At 64.5% G+C, this 21513-nt stretch carries 19 protein-coding genes and 2 pseudogenes; 10 read left to right on the forward strand and 11 right to left on the reverse strand.

Annotated elements, in window-relative coordinates:
• Positions 1-328 precede the first annotated feature (328 nt).
• From ACV7NQ_RS42880 to ACV7NQ_RS42890, 3 genes are read left to right on the forward strand one after another with little or no spacing between them, the layout of a single operon-like run.
• On the forward strand, positions 329-1558 hold the full coding sequence (locus ACV7NQ_RS42880) for a site-specific integrase (RefSeq protein ID WP_463364545.1): 1230 nt from the start codon (positions 329-331) through the stop codon (positions 1556-1558).
• Positions 1555-2535, forward strand: coding sequence for a tyrosine-type recombinase/integrase (locus ACV7NQ_RS42885; protein WP_463364544.1), 981 nt, complete (start codon positions 1555-1557; stop codon positions 2533-2535). Before ACV7NQ_RS42880 ends, ACV7NQ_RS42885 begins: the two co-directional genes overlap by 4 nt.
• Positions 2525-3529 carry a tyrosine-type recombinase/integrase gene (locus ACV7NQ_RS42890; RefSeq protein ID WP_463366016.1) on the forward strand — a complete coding sequence of 335 codons (1005 nt, stop codon included), beginning with the start codon at positions 2525-2527 and terminating at the stop codon, positions 3527-3529. The genes ACV7NQ_RS42885 and ACV7NQ_RS42890 overlap by 11 nt, the downstream gene beginning before the upstream one ends.
• A 13-nt stretch (positions 3530-3542) precedes the next feature.
• On the opposite strand, the gene ACV7NQ_RS42895 is transcribed toward ACV7NQ_RS42890, so the two are convergent.
• The 7 genes and pseudogenes from ACV7NQ_RS42895 to ACV7NQ_RS42925 all read right to left on the reverse strand — a co-directional run.
• Complete coding sequence (locus ACV7NQ_RS42895; RefSeq protein ID WP_463366030.1) at positions 3543-3998, reverse strand: reverse transcriptase/maturase family protein; 456 nt, start codon at positions 3996-3998, stop codon at positions 3543-3545.
• Positions 3999-4270: 272 nt separating this feature from the next.
• Positions 4271-5545 (reverse strand): IS4 family transposase, encoded by a 1275-nt coding sequence (locus tag ACV7NQ_RS42900; RefSeq protein ID WP_463365544.1) that lies wholly within the window; start codon positions 5543-5545, stop codon positions 4271-4273.
• A gap of 86 nt (positions 5546-5631) precedes the next feature.
• Positions 5632-5895 carry a hypothetical protein gene (locus ACV7NQ_RS42905; RefSeq protein WP_463364718.1) on the reverse strand — a complete coding sequence of 88 codons (264 nt, stop codon included), beginning with the start codon at positions 5893-5895 and terminating at the stop codon, positions 5632-5634.
• 284 nt (positions 5896-6179) lie between these two features.
• Positions 6180-6740, reverse strand: a pseudogene (locus ACV7NQ_RS42910) (IS66 family transposase); the annotation flags it as partial.
• Positions 6741-6763: 23 nt separating this feature from the next.
• Positions 6764-7993: an IS110 family RNA-guided transposase gene (locus ACV7NQ_RS42915; RefSeq protein ID WP_463365766.1), complete on the reverse strand. Its 1230-nt coding sequence runs from the start codon at positions 7991-7993 to the stop codon at positions 6764-6766.
• A gap of 189 nt (positions 7994-8182) precedes the next feature.
• Positions 8183-9262 carry an IS66 family transposase gene (locus tag ACV7NQ_RS42920; RefSeq protein ID WP_463364719.1) on the reverse strand — a complete coding sequence of 360 codons (1080 nt, stop codon included), beginning with the start codon at positions 9260-9262 and terminating at the stop codon, positions 8183-8185.
• Positions 9263-10211: 949 nt separating this feature from the next.
• Positions 10212-10790: pseudogene (locus tag ACV7NQ_RS42925) on the reverse strand (ISAzo13 family transposase); the annotation flags it as partial.
• Positions 10791-11033: 243 nt separating this feature from the next.
• Between ACV7NQ_RS42925 and ACV7NQ_RS42930 the strand changes: the two are divergent.
• Positions 11034-12473 (forward strand): NF041680 family putative transposase, encoded by a 1440-nt coding sequence (locus ACV7NQ_RS42930; protein ID WP_463358523.1) that lies wholly within the window; start codon positions 11034-11036, stop codon positions 12471-12473.
• 94 nt (positions 12474-12567) lie between these two features.
• Here ACV7NQ_RS42930 and ACV7NQ_RS42935 read toward each other — a convergent pair whose 3' ends face one another.
• Positions 12568-13356, reverse strand: a complete 789-nt coding sequence (locus tag ACV7NQ_RS42935) for an ABC transporter permease subunit (protein WP_463364720.1) — start codon at positions 13354-13356, stop codon at positions 12568-12570.
• 45 nt (positions 13357-13401) lie between these two features.
• The gene (locus tag ACV7NQ_RS42940) at positions 13402-14322 is read right to left on the reverse strand and encodes an ABC transporter ATP-binding protein (RefSeq protein WP_463364721.1); all 921 of its coding nucleotides are present in this window, start codon (positions 14320-14322) and stop codon (positions 13402-13404) included.
• A gap of 74 nt (positions 14323-14396) precedes the next feature.
• Here ACV7NQ_RS42940 and ACV7NQ_RS42945 point away from each other — a divergent pair, with 74 nt between their 5' ends.
• Together ACV7NQ_RS42945 and ACV7NQ_RS42950 are read left to right on the forward strand one after the other, a co-directional pair.
• Positions 14397-14861 carry a GbsR/MarR family transcriptional regulator gene (locus ACV7NQ_RS42945; RefSeq protein ID WP_463364722.1) on the forward strand — a complete coding sequence of 155 codons (465 nt, stop codon included), beginning with the start codon at positions 14397-14399 and terminating at the stop codon, positions 14859-14861.
• A 203-nt stretch (positions 14862-15064) separates the two neighbouring features.
• A complete protein-coding gene (locus tag ACV7NQ_RS42950) occupies positions 15065-15253 on the forward strand; it encodes a hypothetical protein (protein WP_463364723.1) in 189 nt (62 codons plus the stop codon).
• A 10-nt stretch (positions 15254-15263) separates the two neighbouring features.
• Here ACV7NQ_RS42950 and ACV7NQ_RS42955 read toward each other — a convergent pair whose 3' ends face one another.
• Positions 15264-15533, reverse strand: a complete 270-nt coding sequence (locus ACV7NQ_RS42955; RefSeq protein ID WP_463364724.1) for a hypothetical protein — start codon at positions 15531-15533, stop codon at positions 15264-15266.
• 548 nt (positions 15534-16081) lie between these two features.
• A complete protein-coding gene (locus ACV7NQ_RS42960) occupies positions 16082-16609 on the reverse strand; it encodes a helix-turn-helix domain-containing protein (RefSeq protein WP_463364725.1) in 528 nt (175 codons plus the stop codon).
• Positions 16610-16644: 35 nt separating this feature from the next.
• On the opposite strand from ACV7NQ_RS42960, the gene ACV7NQ_RS42965 reads away from it, so the two are divergent.
• The 4 genes from ACV7NQ_RS42965 (at position 16645) to ACV7NQ_RS42980 (ending at position 20512) form a co-directional block, all read left to right on the forward strand.
• Entirely contained in the window at positions 16645-17511 is an 867-nt protein-coding gene (locus tag ACV7NQ_RS42965) for an alpha/beta fold hydrolase (protein WP_463364726.1), read from the forward strand.
• A 434-nt stretch (positions 17512-17945) separates the two neighbouring features.
• On the forward strand, positions 17946-18251 hold the full coding sequence (locus ACV7NQ_RS42970) for a hypothetical protein (protein ID WP_463364727.1): 306 nt from the start codon (positions 17946-17948) through the stop codon (positions 18249-18251).
• Positions 18252-18257: 6 nt separating this feature from the next.
• A complete protein-coding gene (locus ACV7NQ_RS42975) occupies positions 18258-18608 on the forward strand; it encodes a DUF190 domain-containing protein (protein ID WP_463364728.1) in 351 nt (116 codons plus the stop codon).
• A gap of 326 nt (positions 18609-18934) precedes the next feature.
• Positions 18935-20512: a cation:proton antiporter domain-containing protein gene (locus tag ACV7NQ_RS42980; RefSeq protein WP_463364729.1), complete on the forward strand. Its 1578-nt coding sequence runs from the start codon at positions 18935-18937 to the stop codon at positions 20510-20512.
• Positions 20513-21513 lie beyond the last annotated feature (1001 nt).

Consider the following 21513-nt stretch of genomic DNA (forward strand, 5'->3'; position numbering starts at 1 on the left):
AGCAGTGCGATCACCGTCTCACCGGCCACACAGGCCACGAGAGTTGCTATGCCACAGCCGATTGCGGGACAGGCTTATGAATAAGCCTCCCGGTTGAAGGCGGGCAGAAGTGTTGTCTCGACGTACTTGTCCAACCGGTCCAGATAGATGTTGGAGAGCAAAGGACTCAAAATACCCCCTTATGAACAGCGCTGGGTTATGCGCAGTGTCGGTCGGTATGGCCTGATGACAGCGATTTCAGGGGTCGATCACTGCGCATAACGCGTGGATCCTCTGATCAGGAGGTCCGGCATGGTGCCGGGCCGGGCATGATCGGAGGTCGGTTGTCATGGCGAGGTTGTCTGCGTTGGTGTCGGGCCTGGAAGCGGAGTTGCAGCGTCTGGGCTACAAGGAATCGACGCTGGTCTGGTACCGGGGGTGCTGGCGGCGGATGCAAAAGTACTTCGCTGCACGGGGTGTCGAGGAGTTTTTCTTGGATGGGGCGATGGCGTGGGTCGACGACGCGTGCGGGTTCTTCGGCAAGGAGCAGGCCGGAACACTGAAGCCAACCGATGTGTATCTGTTCAGGGTCGCTGCGATGCTGGACGATTACGCGGTCCACGGGGCGGTGCTGCGCCGCTACAGCCGGTCGGTGAGCAAGCTGGACGAGGCCGGCATTGAGACGGTGGCCCGGTTCCAGGCGCAGCTGCGCTCGGCTGGGCGTTCGGTGTCGACGGTGCGGACTTATGGGACGCTGGCCGGGGAATTCGTCGCGTTCACCGGCACCCGTGGAGGGTTAGGCTGCTGCGACGCCGCCATGATCGGGGCGTTCGTCGCCACACTGACCGGATACCAGTTCAAGACCGTCGAGCAGAAACTCTGTGCGGTGCGGTCGTTCCTGCGGTTCGCCTCCGCCGTCGGCTTGGTCGACGAGGCGTGTCTGGAGGCGGTGCCAGCGGCACGCTCGTCCCGCCACGCCAGGATCCCGTCGGTGTGGGGTCCAGGCGAGGTGGCCAGGATCGTGGAAGCGATCGACCGGGACAACCCGTGCGGGAAAAGGGATTACGCGATCATCCTGCTGATCACCAGGCTCGGGCTGCGCGGCGTCGACATCAAACGGCTGGAGTTCGCCGACTTCGACTGGCCGGGCAACCGCCTGTTCGTGACGCAGGTCAAGACTGGTCACCGAGTGCGGCTGCCGCTGCTGAAAGATGTCGGCTGGGCGGTGATCGATTACATCCGCCACGGCCGGCCCGACTGTGAGCATCCGCAGGTGTTCGTGCGGCATATGGCCCCGATCGGCCCGTTCTCCGATCAGGACCATTTACATCAGATTCTGGTCAAACATGCTCGGGCAGCGCATGTTCCGGTGAGCGAGAAACGCCGACACGGCATGCACTCTCTGCGGCATTCGCTGGCGACCCGGCTGATGGAAAGCGGCACACCGGTCGAGCAGATCGCTGACATCCTCGGTCACCAGGACGTCCGGTCGACTGGTGTCTATCTGAAATCCTCTCTGGGCCTTTTGGCCAAGTGCGCGCTGGACCCGGACGAGCCCACGCATGGGGTGACGCGATGAACGCCGACATCACGATGACCGAGGCGATCGGTGCTCTGGTCACCGAAAAACGCGCCACCGGTTACAAATACGGCGCCGAGGAACGGGTGCTGATCCGGTTCGCCGCGTTCACCGCAGCCCGGTTCCCCGGCCAGCAGGCACCCACCCAGGCCTCGGTCGAGGCATGGATCGCAGCCGCCCGTCGACGCGACGTCACTCCGTCGACCCTGCATGGCTTGGCCGCGCCGGTGCGGGAGTTGGCCCGCTGGCTGGGCCGCCGGGGCGTGGCGGCCTACGTCCTGCCCGCTGGGGCACTGCCCCGTCCCGCCCGTTACGTCCCGCACATCTATACCGACCAAGAGCTGGCCGCGGTGTTCGCCCAGACCGACCGCTGCCACTACGACTCCCAGGTCCCGTTCCGGCACCTGGTCATGCCGGTGTTGTTCCGCACGATCTACGCCTGCGGGCTGCGTGCTTCCGAAGCCCGACTGCTGGCCTTCGGCGACGTCGATCTCGAGGCCGGGGTCCTGACCATCCGCGACGGCAAGGGCGGCAAAGACCGGCAGGTCCCGGTCAGCGCACCGCTGCGTGAGCGGCTGGCCGACTACTACGACCAAGTGGCCGGGCGCACCGGCGCGGACTGGCTGTTCCCCGGCACCACCGGACGCCCGCTGACGATCGGCAACATCGACAAGAACTTCCGCCGGTTCCTCTGGCAGGCCCGCATCCCCCACGGCGGCCGGGGCCGTGGCCCGCGCGTCCACGATCTGCGGCACACCATGGCAGTCAACAATCTTCGGGCCTGGTTCGCCCACGGCGAGGATGTCGCGGCGCTGCTACCGATCCTGCAGACCTACATGGGGCATTCGTCGGTCGCCGACACCGACTACTACCTGAGGCTGACCGCCGAGTCCTACCCGCACATCGCCGCCCACATCCAACACGCCTACGGCGACATCGTCCCGCCTGTCACGGAAGGCCCTCGTGATGGCCACTGATTTCGCGGTGTTGCTGCACCGGTTCCTCACCTCACACCTGGCCGGGCTGCGCGGCTGCTCACCCAACACGATCGCCTCCTACCGCGACACCTTCAAACTTTTGATCGCCTGGTTCCGCGACCACAAATCCATCCCGCCCGACAAACTCACCCTCGACCGCATCGACGCCGGCGCGATCACCGCGTTCCTCGACTGGCTGGAAACACAACGGCACAACAGCATCTCGACCCGCAACCAGCGCCTGGCCGCGGTCAGTTCGTTCTTCCGATGGCTGCAATCCCAAGACCCGGCCCGAATGGCCGCTTGCCAGGACATCCTCGCAGTCCCGGCCAAACGCAAGGCCCAACCGGGCGTCCATCACCTCACCGTCGCCCAGACCCGTCGCCTGCTCACCGGCCCCGACCGGTCCACCCGGCCAGGCCGCCGCGACGCGACCCTGCTGGCCACCCTCTACGACACCGCCGCCAGAGTCTCCGAATTCACCGACCTGACCGTCGGCGACATCCGCCTGCAACCCCCGGCCCTGGCGGTGCTGACCGGCAAGGGCCGCAAAATCCGCCACGTCCCGCTCGGCGACAACACCACGGCCCTGCTAAACGCCTACCTGACCGAACACGGCCTCGACACCCGCGGCCACGACGAGCATCCACTGTTCACCAACCAGCATCACAACAAGCTCAGCCGCAGCGGAATCGCTTGGATCATCAGCAAATACCGCGCCCGCGCCGACGATCCGGAACTGACCGGCGCACACCTCGGCCCGCACACCCTGCGCCACTCCAAGGCCATGCACCTCTACGAGGCCGGCGTCCCGCTGCCCTACATCCGCGACATCCTCGGACACGTAGACCTGACCACCACCGAGATCTACGCCCGCGCCTCCACCGAGGCCAAACGCAAAGCCCTCGAAGCCGCCTACAGCGAAATCGTCACCGACGAACTACCCGAATGGAACCACGACACCGGACTACTCAACTGGCTCACCAGCCTATGAACCAGCACTGCGGTTATGCGCAGTGATCGACCCCTGAAATCGCTGTCATCAGGCCATACCGACCGACACTGCGCATAACCCAGCGCTGTTCATAAGGAGCGTTATGCGCAGCTGCGCATAACGCTCCTTGCGGTGCGCCACTCAATGTATCGTGGTAACGCCATTCCTCTAGATATCCAGCCTGGAGCAGTCCGTCGATCAACCGCAAGAAACGGTTGTCGTGAATGTCTTCGACCAGAATGGAGTGCAGCACCCCATGGTCGAGCCGGTCGAAACACTGGGAGATATCTCCCTCGACGAACCACGTCATACTGCGCCACGACTGCGATATTTCCGTCAGAGCGGTGTGACAGCCCTTCCCCGGCCGGAAGCCGTGAGAACGTTCGGAAAACTGCGGCTCGTAATACGCTTCCAACAGGGAACGGATCACTTCCTGCAACAGCTTATCCGACCACGACGGCAGACCCAGGGGTCAATGCCGCTTAGCTCGCCCCCTGTAGAGCTGTGACCGGCGGTTTTGCGGATGGTCGTCGTTGTGTCGGCGTGATGCAGCTTTGGTTGGCCAGCCGGATGGTAGCGGGTCCGGTGTGACGGGTTCCCTTGTCTGCCTTGCGTTTTACTCGGAAGCTGTTGTGTCTGGCGCGTTTGACGACGCGGGGGTAGGAGCGGTGGCGGCGGGGGTTGAGGTGGCGTTTTGCGGTGATCTGTTCGGCGAGTTCGGTGTGGAGCTCGAGTTGGCGGTCAGGGGGAAAAACCGTCCGGGCCTGCGATGGTGTCGCGGGCGAGTCGGACGGTCTGGGTGAACTTCACGCGGTCGGGATCGATGCCGGTCTCGACCGCGGCCCGGCAGATCAGCGAGCAGATCGCGTAGTGGGCGATGAGGAATCCGTATATTTCCTGGCGGACCATGTCCGGGGTTTGCGAGCGCAGGGTTTTGGCGGGGCCGCGGAGCTGCGTCTTGATTTGCCTGTTCGCGGCTTCGTGTTCCCAGCGTTGGTGATAGGCCTCGGCCAGGATCAGCGAGGGTGCCTCGTGCGGGTCGAGGATGGTGGTGAGCAGGCAGATCAGCTCACCGCCTTCGCCACGGTCGGTGATCTCGTACTCGATGACGCGGGCGAAACGAGTCCGGTCCCAGTCCAACTCCTCCCCGGCTATGGCCGCCTCCAGCAGCTCGGCCCGCATTTTCGCCGGGGTTTTGGGCGCGAAAAGCAGTGTCACATAGGAGCCGTCACCGAGGCGGTCCACGATCGGCAGGTCCATAATGTCACCGAGACGCCACAACAGGTCGGCGTCGGTGTCGGCGCCCTGGCACCACAGTTTGAAACTGTAGAACCCCTGGTCACACACCAACATCATGCCGGGTTCGAGTAACCAGATCAGTTCGGCCGCGGCGGTGCGTTCACCGGTGCCCTTGCCCACGACCGGCCCGATCACCGCGCCCAGGCTCACATGCGAGCCGCATTCGGTCAACGTCACCACCCGTGCCTGTGGCAACACTCCCTTGCTCGGTTTACCGAATTCCGTTGCGTTGGCCTCGGTGTCGGCCACGTCGAACACCATGCCATCAATCGAGACCAGCCTGCGTCGCGCGTAGAACGCGTCCAGGGTCAGCCGCGACGCCACCGGCACCGCGATCCGCTCGAACAGTGTTTTCATCGGCTCGAACCCCAGCCGCTGCCGGGCCTGGGTGATCCCACCCGAGGTCGGCAAACTCCACTTCGGATCCCAACAACGCCAAAGCCGCAGCGGCCCAACCAGTTTCCGCATCACCCCCTCGTAGTCCACACCTGCGAACAACGCCAACGCGACCACGAAATACATCACCAAATGCGGCGGCAACGTCCCACCACGACGCTTGGGCGCCTTGCCGTGCTCGGAAATCGCCATCTCCACCGCATCACGGTCCACCACAGCGGTCAACACACCCAACGACACCTGATCGATCAACGACACCGCACCCACATCCACCACGTCGGCGACGCTAACCCCAGCACCGACACGATCCGGCACCGACACGCCCAAAAACGCTCCACACCAACCAGTCTCACAGACCAACCAGCTGGCACTACATCGCAATCATGCCGATGACCTGCGAAAACACGTCAAGCTAAGTGGCATTGACCCAGGGGTCGGCGTTTCTTCGGCGATCCTTTCTTGTCGATATATACACGCCTTACCGGGGACCACCGATAGCGCTCATACCGCAGCGCTTCGATGATCGCCTGAATCTTCTTCAGGCTCATGCCATCCACGGTCTCCTGATTAGAGCCGGGCGTCATGGAACCGTCGTTTCGGTAGATCTTGCCGTAGGCACGCAGATACAACTCCGGGTTGAACAAGTGCCGATACAATCTCTCCAGTGGCAATCCTCTCTTACCGCGTTCATGGATGATCTCCCTCAGGACTTCGGCTCTCTGCATTACGCATACCTCATCTATCCGGATAACCTCGACACCTGTGCCACTTGGCCCTGTGAACGGCTTTCCCGCTCTCCCTGGTGGGGCGTCACTCCCACGACTACTATTGGCACTCCGTCACCGTGGGGCTCGCGCCCGGTAGGTGATCCCGAATTCCTCTTGCGCTGGACGTATCGTAGCTATTCACCTGGGGTGGTGAGGTTTTCGGTGGTCGGTGTGGTATGCGTGCGTGGTTATGGGGCGGCTGCGGGTGTGAGGGCAGGCGGTAGCCACGGACCGGTGGTGAACAGTTGGGTGAGGGCGTCGAGTTTGTCGAGGCCCCATTTATGGGCGGTGTCGAGGTAGGAAGTGACGATCGCGAAGTCGGTGATTCCCTGCAGGGTTCGCCATGCTCCACCACTGGTTCGTTGCTGTATTTTGACTGGTCGGAGCGTTCTTTCGGCTTCGTTGTTCGAAAACGGGACGGTCAGGTCGGTCGCGAACCGCAAGATCATGTCTTCGTAGCGGGTGAACCGGGCCACCAGCTTGCGGGCGTCGGCGGCCAAGGTAGTTTTCCGGTCACGGTTGTCGTCGCGGCCCAGCCCGATCGCACCGGCGTAGGCGCGGCGGATCCCGGTGAGGGTGTCGGCGTCGAGAGCCGATGCCTCAGCGGCGCGGGCCCGGCCAGCGGCGGTGTGGGCGTCGAGCAGGCAGTCGATCATCGCTTTCGCCCATACCTGCCCGGCTGGATCGGCATCGTGGATCGACCGCAAGTCGCGCAGCAGGTGCGCACCGCACCACGCGTGGGCCGCTTTGAGACATCCCAGGGCTTAGCTTGTCAAGCTGCGGCTTGTTGATCTTGGGTGTGGTGTGTCCAGGCGGTGGTCTCGTTGTAGAGGGTTCCGGATTTGAGGCAGCCGTGGAGGATGCCCACGAGCCGGTTGGCGACCTGACGCAGGGCGGCACGGTGGGCTAGGCCGCGGGCGCGTTGCTTGTCGTAGTAGGCGCGGGCTCCCGGCGATACGTTGAGCGCACTGAATGCTTGGGCCATCAGCGCGTCGACGAGCCGGTCCTGGTGCACGAACCGGGCCGCGACGACCTTCATTTTCCCCGAGGCGCGGGTGATGGGGCTGGTCGCGGCATAGTTCTTGCGGGCCTTGGCGCTGGCGTAGCGGGTGGGGTCGTCCCCGAACTCGGCGAGCACCCGGGCGCCGAGGATCTTGCCCAGTCCTGGCTGGGACAAGATGATCTCAGCGGCCGGGTGCCGGCCAAAATGGGCCTCGACCTCCCCTTGCAGGACTTTCACCTGCTCGTCGAGGGTGGCCAGGACCGCGACCGCGGCGCGGGTCCCTGCCGCGTAGGCCGCCGCGATGACCTGGTTGCGGCCCAGCTGCTCGCTGCGCAGGATTGCCTGGATACGGGCGGCTCTAGCGTCGAGGTCGCCGCGGCGGCCGGCCCGCTTCAGCGCGGCCCGGATCTGGTTGAGCGACAACCGCGCCGCGGCGGCCGGGTCGGGTGCCTTGCCGAGCAGCTCCAGGGCGTCGGGAGCGTCGAGGTCGTCGAACGCTTCCAAAGCGGCGGGGAAGTACTCCCGCAACGCGTACCGTAACCGCTGCGTGTGGCGGGTGCGTTCCCAGATCAACGTTTTATGTGCTCGCGCAACAACTTTCACCGCTTCTGCGGCGGGACTGTCCCCGGCGACCGGACGCAACTGGTGCGCGTCGGTACGGACCATGTCGGCAAGGGTATGCGCGTCGGCGGCATCGCTCTTCGCACCCGAAACGCTGCGGCGTTCCCGGAACCGGGCCGCCTGCAACGGGTTCACCGCGTACACCGTGTAGCCGGCCGCGATCAACGCCGCGACCCACGGGCCACGATCGGTTTCGATCCCGATCCGTACCCGCGCGGCATCGGCGTCGTCGCCGAGGTGTTCACCGATCATGGCGTGCAGCCGGGTGATCCCGGCGATCCCTTCCGGTAATCGAGCCTTGGCCAGCCGTTTCCCGGCCTCATCCATCAGCTCGACATCGTGGTGGTCCTCGGCCCAGTCATCACCGACCAGCAGCACAGCTGTTCCCTCTTCATCGTTGTCGGACACCAAATCCGGCAGCGTGCGGGAGAACGTCGGCGACCTAATGAATCGGTGCTCACGCCGTCATGCGGCAGGCACGACATCCCATCAGCGATCCATTTCTCCCGGCCGACCGGCAGGGGCACGATCTCAAAGCAGGACTCGAAGTCCGGGGCCAATCAGTGCTCACCTACCAGCCGCTACCAGTAGCGAGTCTGCCCGATCGACCGACCCGCTACATCTCATTAGGTGCGCGTACCCGGCGTAGCCGTCGCGGACCAGTACCCCGGTGAACTCGCCGAGCACACCACCGGCATCAATATCGTCGGCGGAGCGGCCACCGACGTGCATCAACGTCAGATAGTCGGTGCAGGCGACGTGCACGTACTTCAACTCCGCGGCGGCGCGGCCGGTGGTTTCGTCGGCATGCAACACCGGCGCGGTGGCCAGCAGAGTTCGCATGTGGACGGAGAACTGTCGTTCCAGCAGCCGCGCGGCGCGGCCACGCACCCCTGCCAGCCAGCCGGTCGAAATATCGAGGCCGCACAGTGCGACGAACAGATCCCGGCTCCGCCCGATCGGTAGGTAATGCCCGCAGGTCAGCAACGCCGCCCGGGCCAGAGCCACCGGCCCGATCCGCACCGGCGACCCCGCCGCCGCGATCACCGCGACATGCTCGGGTGCCGCATCGGCCCAGTCACCGGCAGTCACTGTCCCGCACCCGCATTCGCGGGCGATACGCCGATACTCGGTGATCACCGGCGCCGCCGCCGGTGCCGTGTCCACGACCTGGCGGCGTTCGCAGGCGACCTCGGCGGCACCGTCGAGCGAACACGAACACCCCTGGCAGCGGGGCGGTTCCAACCGGATCGTGTGGTTCGGGTCATCGTGCAGTGGCCGCGACGTGCCTGCCGAGCCTTTCTGCTTACCCGCCGACCGCCCCGACCGGGTCCGCGACGACCGCTTCTTGGCCGGTTTCTTGTCATAGGGCGAGTCCGACCCCGACGACCACCCCGAGTTCGACGAATCCGCAGCCAACCGCCGCTCCAGCACTGCGATCCGATCCGCCTGCGCCGCAGCCTGTTCGGACTGCGACCCCACCAGCGCCTTCAACTCTGTGTTCTCCGAACCCAACTCCACATTCGCGGCCCGCAACTCCGCATTCGCGGCCCGCAACTCCGCGTTCTCGGCCAGCACCACCCTCACCTGCGCCGTCAACTCGGCCACCCGCTCAACGAGCTGCTCAACCGACGACGCTCCAGACACCCCGCCACTATGCCCGACAGGCCATCACAATCCAACCGACACGCCATCAAACCCCAAGGGGGACAGCTGAATAGCTACGACGTATCGAGTGCGACGTAGGCGGCCCGTCCGTTCCCTTGAGTGAGCTCGTTGCCCACCGCCCACCAGCCGGAAGGGTTGGGGCGAAGCAAAGGGGATTCGCCTGATGCTGGTGGCTCCGCTCCGGGCGTTGTATGTCGGAGGATGCACATTTCCATCACCGGGAACTGGGCTTCAAACAGTCTGGTCTTCGCCATATCACACGGGTCTTGCGCGGCAGCACCATCAACGCCTTCACAATGCTCCACGCTTTCCCGCCATGCTGTTGTCCCCTCGCGCTTTCGCGTCCAGGTAAGACGGGTGACCCAAAGGGTCTGCTCCTTCCGAACCTCTACTCTCTGCGAGAGTGATCCAACGCCGAGTTAGACGGCGCAACTTCGCCCTGCGGACGGCTTTCCCGTCCTCCACGGTGGGGCGTTACTCCCACGACTACTACTGGGCCTCTGTCGCCATAGGGCACATGGCACGTGCCCGTTAGGCGATCCCACGTTCGTCCTTGCCATACGTCATAGAGCGATTTAGGTGCCCCGTTCATCCCCTTGAATTCCCTCATTGGGAATCGCTCCGCACCACGGAGGCTGTACCGGATAGGAGCTGACTCCGATACACGGTGCGGCGCCGGTTTCAGGTACTTTTCCGACGGACGAGAAGTTGCGTCTTCCGGGGATTGGGGTTCAGGCAGTTCAGCTTTCACCGTGTCGCTCGGGTCCCGCAGCGCCCCGTTCCTCGTACCTGGACACGGCCGCTGCTTCTCTGGCATGCTACGGTTCCCTTTTCCTTTCGGATCCAGGTGAGCCATCAGACCCAGGAATATTCCTCCGAATTCCTCCCAGCTGAACTAGGAATATGACAAGGCGCTTCGTGGCGCACACTCCTTCTTTTTGGTGTCGACACTGACGACCGGTTGCCCGTCGGCCTGATGAGCCTTGACTTGGTCGTTGATATACCGGAACTGGGCATCGCGATCCGGGTTCTGCTTGCCTTCCAACGTTTTCGCGTTGGCCTGCAAACTGAAACCCAACGCCCGCAACAGATTCCCCACCAAATCGGCCGCGGCCGGGTGCCCCCGAGCGGTCAACTCGTCGGCAAGGTTGCGGGTCGAACGGATCGTCCACCGCAACGGCGACATCGGATCACCCCGCATATCGGGCTCCACCAACTCCAACAACGCCGCGACCAGCCCCTCATCAACCTCGGTCGCGGGCTTGCGGCCGCCCCCGACCCGACGGGCCCGCTCCAACGGAGCCTCCCCGGACTCCAACTCCTTCGCCCCCAGCGACACCGTCGCCTCCCGCACCCCCGCCGCCCGGGCGACCAACCGACCCCCACCCCGCCCGAACATGCGAGCATCCGCACCCAGAAGCAACCGGCGCTGCCGCTCATCCAGATGCGGAAACAACACCTCATACTTGAACGCGAGGTCATCGACGGTCACCACGAAATCACCCATACCACAACATCTTCCAAAATCTTGGGATGTTACGGATTAATTAATTACAGGCCCTCAGCTTGATTTTTAACCTCCGGGTCACTGCCCGCCGACCGTCCGGGTCGGTGTTGGAGCGGTTCGATCATCGAAACGTGTTGCTGCCGTGTTGATTTAGGGACGAATTTCGGCGTGTCGCCGTGACATGGAGCGGCCACCGCATCATCATCGTCGGGTTCCCGCTAAAGAGCCTGATGAGAAGTTGTGGTGGCCGTGCCTGTCAGTGTGCCCGAAGTATTTCGTCCGGTCGAGTCGGCGCGCCCGTCGGGACCGGAATCGCTTGCCGCGTTCCGCAATTCGTTCTATGAAAGCCTGACCGCGCGCGCCGACGCGCTGTTCGAACTCACCGACGCGGTGCTGTGCGACGACGGACCGGTCACCACGCTGGTCGGACTGTGTCTGACCGGGGAATATCGACGCGGCCACGGCGCCCTCTACGACGGTCTGAACGCCGGAAGTATCGACATCGCCCGGCTCCGGCGCGCGATCACCGCCACGACCACGGTCGGGCGAGACGACGAAGGTGCGATCATGCTGGCCGTCGATGCCAGTCCGTGGCTGCGTCCCGACGCGGCGACCAGCCCCGATCGATCGTTCTGCCATGTCTATGGCCGTGGCAGGGGGCAAGCGCAGATGATCCCGGGCTGGCTGTTCTCCTACGTCGCCGCGCTGGAGCCCGGCCGGACCTCTTGGACCACGATCCTCGACGCGATACGGCTGCACCCCGACGACGACGCGACCGAGGTCACCGCCGCCCAGATCCGGGAAGTCGTGCAACGCCTGCAAGCCGCCGACCTCCATGTTCCCGGCGACCCGCACATCAAGATCGTGTTCGATGCGGGCTACGACATCACATGCCTGGCATACGAGCTCGCGGATCTGCCCGTGGTCCTGATCGGGCGAATACGCTCCGACCGCGTCCTGGCCTTCCCCGCCGAACCCCGTGCGGGCAAGAGGGGCCGTCCCGCCAAGCACGGCCCCGACTTCGCGTTGTCCGACACCGGGACCCATCCCGAGCCCGCTGTCGTCACCACCACCGACACCGACCGCTACGGCGCCGTGCGTGCGACGGCATGGAACCGTCTGCACCCCAAACTCGCCCGCCGAGGATCCTGGGCCTACCACGACGGGGAACTGCCGATCATCGAGGGCGTCGTCATCGGGCTTCGGGTGGACCGGCTACCCGGCGACCGCAACCCGAAACCACTGTGGCTATGGTGTTCGCAACCCGACATCGCCGACCCCGCCATTATCGACCGAATCTGGCGAACCTTCCTGCGGCGCTTCGACATCGAGCACACCTTCCGGTTCCTGAAACAGACCCTCGGGTGGACCAAGCCGCGTATCCGCGACTCCGCCGCCGCCGACCGCTGGACCTGGCTCATCATCGCCGCACACACCCAACTCCGCCTCGCCCGAGGACTCACCGAAGACCTCCGCCACCCCTGGGAGAGAAAACCAACCAGCCCCAGCCGCCTCACCCCAGCCCGCGTCCGCAGGGGATTTCGCCACCTCCGCCCGACAACCGCTCTTCCGGCCCGCGCGCCGAAACCCTCACGGCCGGGTCCCGGACGCCCGCCCGGCGCAAAAAACATCCGACGCGCACCACACCAGGCGGTCGGTAAGACCACCACGGCTGCCAGTTAGAGGTTAAAAATCAAGCTCAGTGAAGACTGAGGGGCTGGGTCGATTCCCGCCTCGCTTGTGCGTGGTGCCGGGTTGAAGGAATTGTCGGCGCTGTTCAGGCGTTGAGGTCGCGGTGGTTGAAGCGGTAGGTTCCCGCGCCGATGAGGATCGCCGAGAGCGCGATGAGGACACCGATATTCGCCCATTGGAAGCCGTGCCGCAGTGGTTCGCCGTCGAGGTAGTAGTGGAACGGGGATAGGTACGCGGCCCAGTCGATGCCGAGTTGTCCGGCGAAGGTGTGCGCGGCGTAGGCGAGTACCCCGACGACCGCGGTCACCGCGAAAACAACCGCGCGGCGACCCGTGGCCGCACCGAGGCCGGTGGCCAGCGCGCCGAACACGACGGCGAGCAGGGTCACGTTGAGGCACTGGGCCGCGAACTGGGCCGGGCTGATCGTGGTGAGTTCCGCGGGGTTGCGGATGGCGAGCATGGCCAGCCAGACGGCCACGGTGATCCCGGCGGCGGCCAGGGCGAGCGCGGCGAAGCGCTGCAGGATCAAGGTGGTTCGGGTGATCGGGTGGGCCATCAGCAGATCCAGGGTGCCGGCTTCCTCGTCGGCGGCGGTGGCGCGGGCGCCGGTGGCAGCGCCGAAGAACATCGCCAATAGTGGCACGATCAATCCGAATACGCTAGAGCCCAGATAGCCTGGTGCCGAGGCGATGTCGTCCATCCGCAGTGCCTCACGCAGTCCGTCGGGCATGTTCTGCACTCGGGTGGCACCGTTCTTCGCCATCTGCGGGTAGAAGCTTGCGTAGAGTGTGGCGGCCAAGGTGATGCCCAGGGCCCAGCCCAGCAGGCTGCGGCGGTTGTCGCGCAGTGTCTTCACCAGGATGGTGGCGGTCATTCGATCACATTCCTTGTGTCGGTGGAGGTTTCGAAAGAGTGCGGTTCAGGCCGCAGGCACGGAGTCGGTCTCAGCACCGGCGTACTGCGCGTGGAAGATCTCGTCCAGATGCGGTTCGGTGGTGCGCAAGGAGGTGACGGTATGGCGGGCGGCGGTCTTGATGATCGCGTCGGGGGTGCCGATCACCTGGGCGCGCAACATCGTTCCTGTTTCGTCGAGGATCGGGTCGGTGATTCCGGGCAGGCCGTAGAACTGCTCGATGGTCACCGGGTCGGCGAAGCTGATCTCGATGCGCCGCACCGCCGTCGCGCGCAGGTCGGCGACGGTGTCGAGGGCGACCAGGCGCCCGTCGCGCAGGATGGCGATCCGGTCGGCGACCGCTTCGACTTCATCCATGATGTGGCTGGACATGAACACCGTTTGCCCGTTGGCTGCCGCTTCGGTCACCAGGTCGAGGAAGGTTTGCTGCAGTAACGGGTCGAGCCCGGAGCTGGGTTCGTCGAGGATCAGCAGTTCCGGGGTGTGCATGAACGCCTGTACCAGGCCGACCTTTTGCCGGTTGCCTTTCGACAGGCTCTTGATCGTCGCGCTTTGGTCCAGCCCGAGCCGGTCGGTGAGGTCGTCGATGTGCGGTTGCGCGATGCCGCCGCGCAGGGCTGCGAGGTAACGCAGGCATTCGCGAACTGTCTGCCGTCCGTCGACCACGAAGTCCCCGGCCAGGTACCCCACCCGGCGGCGCAGCGCGACTCCGTCACGCAGTGGGTGGAGGCCGAGCACGGTGGCCGCGCCACGGGTCGGACGGATCAGATCCAGCAACAACCGGATCGTGGTCGACTTGCCCGCCCCGTTCGGGCCCAGGTAGCCGAAGACCTCGCCGACTCGGACGTCGAGAGTCAGCCCCGCCAGTCCGCGGCCGGTGCTGCTGTAGGTCTTGGTGAGGTCGCGGATTTCGATCGCGTTGTTCATGACTCAGAATGTATCGACATTTCAGAGATTTGTGAATACTCAGTGGAATTGGAGCCTTCTGTATTGTCTGGGGTATGGACTCAACGCAGCGGCTCCGCGACGCGGCCGAGAAGCTGGCCTTGACCCTGGCCCAAGGCGGGATGCAGAAAGCGACAGCTCGGGTGATGACGGCGCTGCTCTACACCGAGCAAGACACCATGACCGCCGCTGACCTGTGTGAGCAGTTGTCCATCAGCACCGGTGCGGCATCGGCCGCGATCAAGCAGCTCATCCAAACGGGAATGATCGAGCGGGTCCCCGCACCCGGTAGCCGTCGTGACCACTACCGGTTCCCGAAAGGGGCGTGGGCGAGCCTGATGTCGCAGCAGAACGCGATGATCGGGATCATGGGCGAAGCCGCACAAGAAGGCATCGACGCCACCGGTGAAGGCACCGTCACCGCGGACCGCTTGCACGAGATGCAGGACTTCTATGACTACATGCAACGCGAACTGCTGCCGCTCATCGACAGATGGCGTCAGCAGTACGGCCTGGTTTAGCTGGGCATCGTCAGCGCAGCAAACCGGTGACGGTGCCGATGATCCTCGGTGTGCCGCGATGCCGTGTGCAGCGGGTGCGTTGCTGGAATCCGTTGGCTTGACGGGTTTTTACGGGTGGCCCACCCGAAAGCGAGCGCAGGAGTCCTTGCACGGTCGTAGCCTGTGTGGGTCGGTGGCGCTGCTGCCGGAAGGGAGACCGTCGGATGAACGGCAAGGTTCTCGATATCGTTCTGTTCGTGATCTTGGGGTTGGTGTTCCTCGGGTTCGCCATCTTTCAACCCGGTATCGGCAACCTCGCGGTTGTCCTGCTCGGGGGGCTGGGCCTGGGTTATTACAACTCGTTCGTACGTCACCGACACAGCGACGACGCCTTGCGTGAGCCCTGGCGCTGAGTCCCCGCTGTTACGGCAGCAGCCGGGTCACGGTGTTGCGCACCGCGATTCCGGTGCGGGTCGCGGGTATCAGGAACGCGGCGGCGGCCCACGTGCCTCGCTGTTTCGGGTCGACGAGCCTGCGGTGGCGTTGCTCGTAGCGGGCCAGAGCCACCCCACCGAATGCAGTCCGTCCGCTCCCCCATGCTGTGGTGGTGAGCGGGACGGTCTTGATCTGCGGGGCGGGCGTCGGCGGGTCGACGCTGGCGTATTGGCTCGGGCACCGAGACTTTGAGGTCACCGTCGTTTCGACCTAGTCGTGGGAGCGGACGATGTTGCCGCGGGCGGCGTATTAACTGAACTAAATTCAGTCTCCTTGCCGGTCAGAATAGGTTTCTGATAGTTTTTCCGCGCCATGTGCGCCGAGGTCGTTAAGCGAGAGCTGTCGAGGCTCGTCGTACCGGACGTCGGTCGGCTCCAGGAGACTGGCGACCCCTGGATGCCGTCCGTACAGGCTGCTCGATGCGAACGGCATGGTGATCGAACCGGTCGCGGCGTATTTCTGTTTTCTGTGAGCTACAGGCCGCAGACAAACGGCATCCCCCGCTTCCCTGAAGTCGCCAGCAGCACCATCACCGCTCCGGCACTCACACGCAACGCCAGAAAATGACCATGCGTGAACCTCGCGAACTCCGGATCAGCCCCCGGCTCGCTCAGCCGCTCGACGAATTCGGGGGGTTAGGAGCATCCGGGAGGAAAGTCACGCTGAGCGGACGGGCTGAATCATGTTGTTGTGCTGGTGATTGCAGTCGCGGGCCGGTGATGGCAGTGCCGGTCCGCTTCCATCGCCTAGGTCGGGATGGGAAAGAAGATGGGGCTGATGAGGTACTTACGGCGGCCAGCCTCCGGTGAGTTCGAGGCGACCGACTTGAGGACCGTCTCGAGCTGAGCCACGAGGTGGGCGCGTTCGTCGTCGGTGAGCCAAACAGGCAGTTGAATGTAGGAGACGTTGTCGGAGTAGGGTTCGGCACCGGCTGTTCGCAGGTAGTGCTGAAAGCTCGACGTCAGCACGCTCATTGCTGCTGCGAACAGGGATTGATGATCGTCGATGGTCAATGCGGCCATCTCTGTGCGCGGCATCGCTGCGCCACCAGGCTTGAATCGGTAGGTCCGTTCGACTGCTCCGCGGCGCCGCTCTTCGCGATGCACGACCAATATGCCGGCGTCGAGTAGCACGGTGAGCTGGCGATAGAGCGTTGGCCGCGAGACGTCGGGTAGCGAGGCCAGCAACGCGGCGGCGGTGAACTCGCGGCCGTCCATGACGGTGTTGATGATGCGCATTCGCACGGGGTTGCGAAGAACTTCTACCAGCTCCATACCCCAATGGTCTCACAAAGTGATACCGTTCTTACATGTCGAGATCAATTGCGTGGCCGTTGGGTGATTGCGTCGCAGTCGGCACACGGACTCTGTGGACACTGCGCGCCAGGCCCGCAGCCAGTCCAGTCCTCTTCCTCCCGGGCGCCGGCAGCTTCGGACTGGACTACTACCGGGTGTATGACCTGATCAAGGAGCACTCCACACCGATCCTCTATGACCGTGCTGGCACCGGATGGAGCGACGACGTAGCACTCCCACGCACCCTGGACGAAGTCACCGACGAGATCGCCGACCTGCTCTCCGACCTGGGGATCGAGTCGACCGTGACGCTGGTCGGTCACTCCCTCGGGGGCGCGTACGCGCAACGCTTCGCGCAGCGCTTTCCCGAACGCGTCGCCCGGCTCGTGCTTATCGATCCACTGCACCAGGACTGGGACGACTTCATGCCACCCGAGCTCCAGTTCGGCGAGGCAGCCGCCACGGACACCTCGCAGATGCCCGAGCTTCCGGCAGAAGCGATCGACCAGATACGGACCGCGATGGAAACGGCTCTTCGCGAATTCCCAACCGAGATCGGCAAGGCAGTTCTCGACCTCCATATGAGCGCCGAGCGGTTCTCCGTCGGGTTCCGAGAGGGCCTGAACGCGGCGGCACTGCTCAACGAGCTTCGGGAAGGAGGTTGGCTGCCCGCAGTTCCGACACAACTCATCAGCGCGACCGGCACAGACGCACAGCAACGGCGGAACTCCTGCGGCGGCAGCTGGAAGGCAGTGAGCGGCTTTACGACAGGATCGCTCGAAGGCACGCGTGCGTGGAGCGCGTCACGGTGCCCGACGCGTCGCACGCGAACCTCCCCATGGTCCGCCCAGATGTCATTGCCGCCAGCGTCGCGCCCGTAGCGCCGGATCACCGGCAATACTGACAATCTGAACGAGGAGCGGCCGAAGCTGCGACGAGCTGATCTGGCCCAGAGCAGTTACGCCGGTGATTTCCTACCCGGAGTCGATGACGCCCGAGCGAGCTTCCACACTCCGGGGACGAGGCCCTCGCTGAAGCCCGCCTCCATCGACTGGGCGAGATCGTCGCGAGATCCGGGCGGGGCGGAGGTGTCCGGCTCGCCGACCGCACACACGGCCGGGAATGGGTTCTGCCGGACACTGGCCGGAAGAAGCACTGCGCCGGACTGGCCGTCGAGCTCCCACCCTCACCACCGAGGCGGTGAGCTGAATCTCTCTCCAGGCCAGGATTCGCGATCAAGTAGTTCAGAGAAAGGTGATGCTTTCGGAATCTCCGATTCGGGGTTCTTGCTCACTTGCTGTGGCCGGTCCGCAACTTGACCATGGCCAGTGCCGACGGGCTTGCCGGTGGCTTCTTCGATACCGGGAGGGTCGGCACTTACTTCATCGTGAGCTTCCACGATTTCCTGCCCTGCGACCGTAAGGATGCCGTATGGGAAGTGCGCAGCGCACGTGTCGTTACCTTGATCGCGCGCCATTGTGCGGAGTTGGATCATAGTTGTCGGTCGCAGTGGGTACTCCCCGATCCGGAACGACTCGTCGAGGCAACAGGTGATGAGGCCGACGCCGATACCGATAGGCGCCACATGGCCATCGGCCACCGTGGGCCATGGAAAGGGTGAGCAGCGATGCGGGTGGCGGGTAAGGCATTACGGTTGACGGTCTTCGTCGGTGACGGTGACACCTGGCGTCGTGAACCGGTGTGGCGGGTGATCGTGCGCCGTGCCCACGCGGCAGGGCTGGCCGGCGCGTCGGTGTTCCGCGGGATGGAAGGCTATGGGACGCACTACCGGATCCACAGCAGTCGCTTCTCGCTGTCGAAGGATCTGCCGGTAGCGGTGGTCATCGTCGATGCCGAAGACAGCATCCGCGGTTTCCTGCCTCAGATAGACGAGATCGTCACCAACGGTTTGGTAACCCTTGATCCGGTCGAGGTGTTGATCCATTACGTCGCTGACAACCACGATCTGGCACAGTGACTCGCGGCGTCGGTCGCGACGGCGCACGGTGGCCCTGCGGAAGTCTTCGCGGCTTTCCGGCATAGGCGTCGGCTCCGGTCCCCGGTTGATCAGCCACGACCACGGCGGGCAGGCTTTGTCCCGCTCATTTGCCGGATCGGCGTCAACATGCCGTTAAGGTTGGTGTAGGTGTGCCGGGAAGTCTGGTCGGCGAACGTACTTCGGTCGCGAGAACGAGGAGGGACACCGCGTGCCGCCGCTTCATGCCCGCGCGATTGCCGACGACACCCCAGCGAGGCACCCGCCCGCCGCGCTGGTGGCGATCGGCGTGGTCCGGGCGGGCTGCGATGAGTGATGTCGCCTCGTTCACGACCGCGTTGTTGATCATTGCCGCGGTTGGTCTTGCAGCGGTGTTGTCGCACCGGTTGGGTGGTCGGTTACCGGTCCCGGTGTCGGCGTTGTTCCTGTTGGGTGCGGCGGCGGCCTCGGATGTGTGGCCGCGATTGGGGGCCGTGCCGATCGATCAGGTGGAGCGGGTGGTCACCGTCGCGCTGGTGGTGATTCTGTTCGACGGCGGCATGCGGATCGGATGGCGCAATGTTCGTGCCAATGCCGGGGCGATCGTGTGGATCGGCGTGGTGGGCACGTTGCTCACCGCGGTGGCGCTGGCGGTGGCCGCGCATCTGTTGTTCGGGCTGGACTGGCGTATCGCGCTGCTGCTGGGGACGGCGTTGTCGCCGACCGACCCGGCCGTGGTGTTCTCGGTGTTGGGGCGCCGCCAGATCGGGGGACGCAGCGGGGTGCTCCTGCAGGGCGAGTCCGGAGCCAACGACCCGGTCGGAATCGCTCTGCTGGTTGTGCTGCTGGGCGCGACCCGTTTCGACATCGCCGCTGTCGGTTCGGTGGCCGGTGCGTTCACGGTGCAGATCGTTGTCGGTGCGGTAATCGGTGCGGCCGGTGGCCTGGGTTTGTTGTGGTTCATGCGCAGCGTGGAGCTGCCCGCGGCGGGGCTCTACTCGCTGCGGGTGCTGATGTGCGCGGTGGCGATCTATGCGCTCACCACGCTCGCGCACGGATCCGGGTTCCTCGCGGTGTTGGTTGCCGGAATCGTGGTCGGTGGCCAACGCGCCCCGTACAAGGTCGAAATTGAGCGGTTCCATTCGGCTTTGGCGAATTTGGCCGAGATCGTCGCCTTCGTCATGCTGGGCCTGACCATCCAACTCACCGGATCCCACGGCATCACCGAAGGCCATGCTCTGTGGATCGGTCTCGCGGTAGCAGTTCTGCTGGCGATCGTGATCCGTCCGCTGCTGGTCGGGACGCTGCTGTGGCGGGTCGACCTCACCCGCGGTGAACGCCTGTTCGTGTCGTGGACCGGACTCAAAGGCGCCGTACCGATCCTGTTGGGCATGTTCATCCTGCAGGCCGGCATTCACGACGCCAAACGCGCGTATGACATCATCTTCGTGGTGGTGGCGTTCTCGGTCATCGTGCAAGGCGGCGCGGTGCCGGCCCTGGCACGCCGCCTCGGCATCCCCCTGCACACCGTCAACCCGCGACCGTGGGGCATGAACGCCCGATTCGAGGAAGAACCCGACAGCCTGCACCGCTTCATCGTCGCCACCGGCTCACCCGCCGACGGCGCCACCGTCGCCGACCTCCCCTCCGATGACCTGTGGGTCAGCATCATCATCCGCGACGGCCGTATGCTCACCGTCACCGCCGACACCATCGTGCGTGCCGGCGACGAAGTCCTCGTCCTCGCCGAACCGGCCACCGTCGTGGACTTGGCATCGATATTCGCCCGTTCCGACGCCGCCGCACCGCGGCAAGCACAGCCAGCAACACTGTTGCGGCGCAGCTGGTTACGGCGCAGCTGGTTACGGCGCACAACGATGCGCACACTACGGCGGACACGGCGATAACACCGACAGGCATCGCACGCGTCGAACTACCACGTCCGCACCATCGGCTGTGCGGCGAACTGGTGCGGTGGAGCGCGGTCGACGACCGCGATCCACAATGTTTAGGAGACCGGAGTGCAGCGGAGAACAGATCCATCGGCGGCGAGCCGCGCTGAGTAAGAAGCGAGAGGCCAGGCGTGGTACGCGGTCACACCAGCGAGGTTGTCGCTGGAAACGCCGATCACGCGCTCGGCATGAGGGTCAATGGCCTCGGAATTCTGTTGCTCGGCTTCAGCATGCAGAAGCCGCACACCGGCACGCTACATAGTGCGCTCCAGCGGCGTCATAGAGGAAGTCACCGAACTCATCCCAAACCTGGGCCTCTGCCTCTCTCTGGGGCTCCCCTGAGGCCCCAGAGTGGGGTTCCCCCGAAAAAGTGGACGGGGGTCGGGAGTGCTTCCGAACCCCCTTCGCCCCCACGCTGATCCGCTAACCCACGACCTCGACCACCCATGTACGCCGAGCACCAAAACAATCGGATACCAGGCGTTTTCACAACGCTCGAACCAAAAGGGGAACATTCCCCCCTCGACCGAAAACGATTGTCAACACCAATCGATGATCCCGGTCAACATCCCAGTCAACAAATCCTGTTGACGATAAAAGCCGCAGATCCGCGAAAACACACGCTGAACTGCGGCTTTATCGAACTACACCTGTGGGCGAAGGGGGACTTGAAGCACCCCCACCCGCGAAGGCCGGGATTGATTATCTGTTCCCAAGTCAGCAGCCCTTGAACAGCTCATCAACACAATGCTGATCGCGGGAACCGTCCCCGATGACGATAATGCGCAACCCGCCCACACGATCGACACCGCTGCCGTCTCGCGTTTCACGCGGCATGGACAACGAACCCTCAGCGAACTCACCATGGTCGATCGGCCGTCGACAGCCTGCTACACATCGACACCTGTCGGTCACCTTCGACATCATCCACATCGCAGGTGAGCAAGGACGACGCC

This window comes from Nocardia sp. Tas62D01 (genome assembly GCF_055232035.1).